Origin of the sequence: Sphaerospermopsis sp. LEGE 08334, assembly GCF_015207205.1 — a bacterium.
Classification (GTDB): Bacteria; Cyanobacteriota; Cyanobacteriia; order Cyanobacteriales; family Nostocaceae; genus Sphaerospermopsis.
Window position 1 is genome coordinate 1 of the sequence record NZ_JADEXH010000092.1, and the last position, 4,760, is coordinate 4,760.

The window sequence follows — 4,760 nt, forward strand, 5'->3', positions numbered from 1 at the left end:
TGGTTGATCAGGGGGTGGGGTTTGCACTATGGTGGTTCTGGGAACGATCACCAACTCTACCGCACGTCGCAAGTCTTCAGCATTAACGGTATTACGTCCTTCTAAAGCTGCTGCTGCTTTGGCAACTCTGACAGCGAATAATTCGGCGCGATGTCCTTCTACTCCAGCGCGGATACATTCGTTAACAAGGTATGTGATTTGTTCTAAAGAAATGCTGACTTCTTTTAACCATTCCCTTGCTAAAAGTATTTGGGTTTTGAGTGCGTCTATATCTTCGCTGTATTGGTTTAAAAATTCTTGGGGAGAACGGGAATATGCGATCGCCTGTTCTACCGCTTCCACTCGTTGATCTAAACCCAGAACACCATCAGCAGAAAGGGCGATCGCAATTCTATCAAGTAAATGCTCTCTTAACGCTCCTTCCTCTGGGTTGTAAGTTGCAATAAACAACGGTTTACAAGGATGTTGAAAACTGATCCCTTCCCGTTCTATCTGGTTGCGTCCCTCAGATAATACCGCTAACAGTTGATTACTAATTTGATCATCTAATAAATTGATTTCATCCACATATAACACACCTCTGTTACAGGTGGCTAGTAACCCCGGTTGAAAAACTGTATCACCTTGTTTTACCGACTGTTCCACATCCACAGAACCTAAAAGTCGATCTTCGGTGACACCCAGGGGTATTTGTACAAAGGGAACAGGTTTTACTTCTGTTTCTATTTCCTGTATTTGTTCCGCTAACAGTTTATCATCCCATTCTTCCGGGTGGTTCGGGTTACAGTTGCTAATGGAATCTTTCACAACTTCTATAGGTGGTAACAAGGCGTGAATGGCACGCGCCATCACAGATTTAGCCGTACCTCGACGACCAGCAATTACCACACCCCCCAAACCGGGATCTACTGCTGTTAGCAGTAATGCTATTTTAATCGCTTCTTGACCGACTACCGCAGTCAGTGGAAAAGCTGTTGTTGTTGGGGTTATCGTCGGCGCTGGCATTTTGTTTTTATTGGTTATTATATTTTTTAGGATAGCATTTTTATGTCTCACGCAAAGTCGCAAAGTCGCAAAGGGAAGAAGGTAAGAGTTTTTTTGTTTTTAATAATGAACCGCAGAGGACGCAGAGGAAACGGAGAGAAGATTTTTTTATTATGATATTTATTAGAAGTTTTTAAATGAATAGGAGTGTTTTATGGATATGATTCAAGTTAAACGTTTTACTCTGGAAGAATATCATGAACTTATAGACATCGGTTTTTTAAAGGAAGATGATCATATTCAATTAATTAATGGAGATTTAATCGAAATGGTATCAAAAGGTAGAGCGCATGAAACTTGTTTACGTAATTTATTAAGAGAACTTCCTAAATTAGTAGGAGAAAAGGCAACTTTACAATCTCAATCTCCTATTATCATACCTCCAAAAAGTGAACCAGAACCAGATTTTGCAATCATTAGAAATCGTGATGATAATTATTTCTCATCTCATCCACAAGCAGAGGATATATTGTTAGTAATTGAAGTTGCTGATTCTTCCATTAAATATGATCAAGATGTGAAAATACCTCTTTATGCAAAGGCAGGAATTTCTGATTATTGGATTTTTAATTTATTAGATAAATGCTTAGAATGCTATAGTGAAACTTATGAAAATCAGCAGGGAAATTTTGGTTATTTGAATAAGCGAATTTTTTTAAATAACCAAATAATAGCATTACCATGTTTTCCTGATTTACAACTTGATTTAAGTAAGGTATTTCCTCCGTCTTAGAATATTGGGTCTTAGATACCCGACTTTTTGAAGAATTAGGGTATCTGGTTAATATATACTAATCAATACTTTCACCAGTACCACTGTCAAATAAAATATCACAGAAAACAATTATTTACCTTTGGTAAAATGGAGATATAGATATGGTACAACAACTTAAATCAGAAACTCAACCAGAAATCATCTACCCCGATAGTGATGGAAACCCAATGTCTGATAACACAAAACAATATCAATGGATAGTCAAAATTAAAGAAAATTTAGAAATACTATTTGCATCAAACCCTGATGTATTTATTGCGGGTGATTTGTTATGGTATCCTGTTGAGGGAAGTGTAAAAACTTGTCAAGCACCTGATGTCATGGTAGTATTTGGTAGACCTAAAGGTGATAGAGGTTCTTATAAACAATGGTTAGAAAATAATATTGCTCCCCAAGTGGTTTTTGAAATTCTTTCTCCCGGAAATCGGACTAAAGAAATGGCGCAAAAAATGCTATTTTATCAAAGATATGGTGTGGAAGAATATTATGTTTATGATCCTGATACTATTGAGTTAGTAGGATATTTGAAAAATCAAGAATGGTTAGAAGAAATTGAAGAAATTAATAATTGGGTTAGTCCACGTTTGGGGATTCGCTTTGAGTTAACAGCAGATAATTTAGGAGATGAATTAAAAATCTATTATCCTGATGGTAGAAAGTTTCTCACATCTATTGAATTAAATCAACAGATGGAACAAGAAAAACAACGCGCAGATCAAGAACAGCAAAAATATCAAGACTTATTAGCAAAATTGCAAGCTAAAGGAATTGATATCAATACACTTTAAGAAGTTAGAAAATTCAGATCCCCTACTTCTCCAATAATTCGGGGCAATAATTCGGGGATCTGGTGGTGTTTTTTTCCTTTGAAAGGGGAGGTTTTAACCCTTGAATGAAACAATTATCAATTGTCAATTGTCAATTGATGAAAAATCTACCTATGAGAAACCATAGTTATAGACTTTTTTATCACCGGAACGAGGTACAATTGCCCAAAAGATGACATCACTCATTGCATCTAGTGATAACTCAAAAATCCAATTTTTATCTACAGTTTCGCCATTTTCTGCGGTGCTACGTTTCTCAGTAGGATATAAAGTTAATACCCCATTTTCGTTGAGATAAGAACGCAGTTTTTCAGTAGCGACTGCTTTGGTAACATCATTTAGTAAATCAAAACTATCAGGATCATTGAGAATTAATCCTAAAGGACTTTCAGCATCACTTTCATCTTCTAAGAAACTGCGAATTGCTAGGGATACAGCTTCGGTAAATGTTACTTTTCCACCTAAAGACATTTGTTTGTTAACTGCATTATAAGTAGCAACAAACTTGAGTTGAGGAACTTTTAATTCTTGTTTGATACCTGCAACAGTGTTTTTACCATAAGCTAAAGTAGAAACATTGTTTCCTGCTGCATCAAACAATTTTGCTTCATCCCCTGCATCATTCCAAATTGCAGAACGACTACCAAAAGAGAAACCACCGGTTTCAGGATGTACTTCATTGGTGTAAACACAGAAACTCTTATCACCTTCTAACACAGTTCCTTGGGGGAAAGTGAATACTTGTTTAGGACTACCCGCAGAAGTAATTTTCCAACCAGAAATATCAGCAGGAATGTTACCAAAATTGCTAATTTCTATGTACTCATCAGACTGAGTACGTTTGACTTGACCTTTGTAAGATAGTTTGGAAATGGTGACACCTTGAGTAGCAGTAATGGTAAATTCTTCTGAGTCACTAACTGGAGTTTCTGGTGTGCTTTCAACCGTGGTTTCTGGTTTAACTTCTGGTGTTGATTGAGCGATCGCTTGTGGTGTTGGTTCTGGTTTAACTTCTGGTGTTGATTGAGCGATCGGTTCTGGTGTTGGTTCTGGTTTAACTTCTGGTGTTGATTGAGCGATCGCTTGTGGTGTTGGTTCTGGTTTAACTTCTGGTGTTGATTGAGCGATCGGTTCTGGTGTTGGTTCTGGTGCAGGAGGTTTAATAAATTCAGCAGTAGCTATTAACCCTTTTCCACTACTATGAGCGAGAATGATTTGATTTAGTTGTGAATCAGGTTGTAAATCAGTAATGAAATTACCATTGTTTTGATAAAGGGTTTTGACTCCTGCAAATAGAGGATGATTGGGATTATTAACTGCTATATTACCAGTAATTGCGTTGTAGATTCCCTGGAAGTTCAAACCAAAAGCAGCTAAGAAAGTATTCCAATTATTTGCTTCTACTTGCGCTCCTCCTTTACCGGTGCCAGCACAAAGGTAAACCTGACCTCCATTTTTCACATATTCAATTAAAACTTGGTTATCTACAAGATCACCACCAATAAAAATCCCGTCATATTTTTGCAGGGTTTCTAGGTTAATAGGAATATTCATTCCCTTAGTCCAAGTATGACCCGCTTTGGTCATTGTTTGTTCTAGAGATGCTCCTGTTAAACCAAAATTATTGGAAAGTACATGAAACTTACCTTTATTTTCTCCTACAAAATATTTGCCAATATTCAAAGCAAATGTAGCTGCATCAGGTGTAGTTTTGATTCCTGCATCACTTATAGTCCATTCGTCTGCATTAACGACAATTCGACCTAAAGATTTCAAAACTGGTGTAGTTTCTGGTTTAACTTCTGGTGTAGTTTCTGGTTGACTCTTGGGTGCTAATGCTACAGCTGAATAACATACAATCCCCAATACTGAACCACTGTTAGCAATATGTTCCCAATTACTGGTTAAGGTCTTTTTGGTATATAGTTGATTGTTCATGCCTATACCAACTATTGTACCGTCTGGCATGACGGTAATACCTAAGACAGAACCACTGTTAGCAATATGTTCCCAATTACTGGTTAAGGTCTTTTTGGTATATAGTTGATTGTTCATGCCTATACCAACTATTGTACCGTCTGGCATGACGGTAATACCTAAGACAGAACCACTGT

The 4,760-nt window shown here is 37.0% G+C and carries 4 protein-coding genes; 2 read left to right on the forward strand and 2 right to left on the reverse strand.

Going from position 1 to position 4,760, the window contains the following annotated elements:
- The coding region (locus tag IQ237_RS25745; protein ID WP_194060080.1) for an ATP-binding protein at positions 1-1,005 on the reverse strand (1,005 nt) is incomplete at its 3' end.
- Positions 1,006-1,198: 193 nt separating this feature from the next.
- On the opposite strand from IQ237_RS25745, the gene IQ237_RS25750 reads away from it, so the two are divergent.
- Entirely contained in the window at positions 1,199-1,777 is a 579-nt protein-coding gene (locus IQ237_RS25750) for a Uma2 family endonuclease (RefSeq protein WP_194060081.1), read from the forward strand.
- A gap of 143 nt (positions 1,778-1,920) precedes the next feature.
- On the forward strand, positions 1,921-2,607 hold the full coding sequence (locus IQ237_RS25755; protein WP_194060082.1) for a Uma2 family endonuclease: 687 nt from the start codon (positions 1,921-1,923) through the stop codon (positions 2,605-2,607).
- 150 nt (positions 2,608-2,757) lie between these two features.
- Here IQ237_RS25755 and IQ237_RS26555 read toward each other — a convergent pair.
- The coding region (locus tag IQ237_RS26555) for a lamin tail domain-containing protein (RefSeq protein ID WP_228020717.1) at positions 2,758-4,760 on the reverse strand (2,003 nt) is incomplete at its 5' end.